The following is a 580-nucleotide window of genomic DNA, read 5'->3' on the forward strand; positions in this document are numbered from 1 at the left end:
CGACACTGGATTACGGCGACAGCGCCCCAACCGCGCCGACTGTGGTGATTACCGAAGATGCCAACAATGACGGCTACATCAATGATGCCGAACTCAATGGCCAGATAGACATTAGCGTCACCCTGGGCAGCGGCACCGACGTGGGTGACACCATCGAAGTGACCGACCAGGACGGTAACGTCATCTTCTCCGGCACGGTCACTCAGGACATGCTGGATAACGGTCTGCAGCTGGCCGTGGATGCACCGGCTACGGGCACCACGCTGGAAGTGACGGCGACCATTACTGACCCTGCCGGCAACAGCGCTGAAGGCTCAGACTCCGCCACCCTGGATTACGGCGCGGGCGGCGGCGCCCCTGCGGCCCCAGTCCTGACCATTACCGAAGATGCCAATAATGACGGCTATATCAATGATGATGAGCTCGATGGCGACATCAACTACACCATCGCCCTGGGCGACGGCACCGCAGTCGGTGACACCATCACGGTCACCGATCAGGATGGCAATGAGGTGTACACCGCCACCATTACCCAGGACATGCTGGACAATGGGCTTAGCCTGTCTATCCCGGCCCCGGC

General features: G+C 60.5%; 1 pseudogene. It reads left to right on the plus strand.

The features are described 5' to 3' along the window. Nucleotides 1-580 (plus strand): annotated as a pseudogene (locus tag GMA8713_RS27955) (hypothetical protein); the annotation flags it as partial.

The sequence above is a fragment of the Grimontia marina genome (genome assembly GCF_900060185.1).
GTDB lineage: Bacteria > Pseudomonadota > Gammaproteobacteria > Enterobacterales > Vibrionaceae > Enterovibrio > Enterovibrio marinus.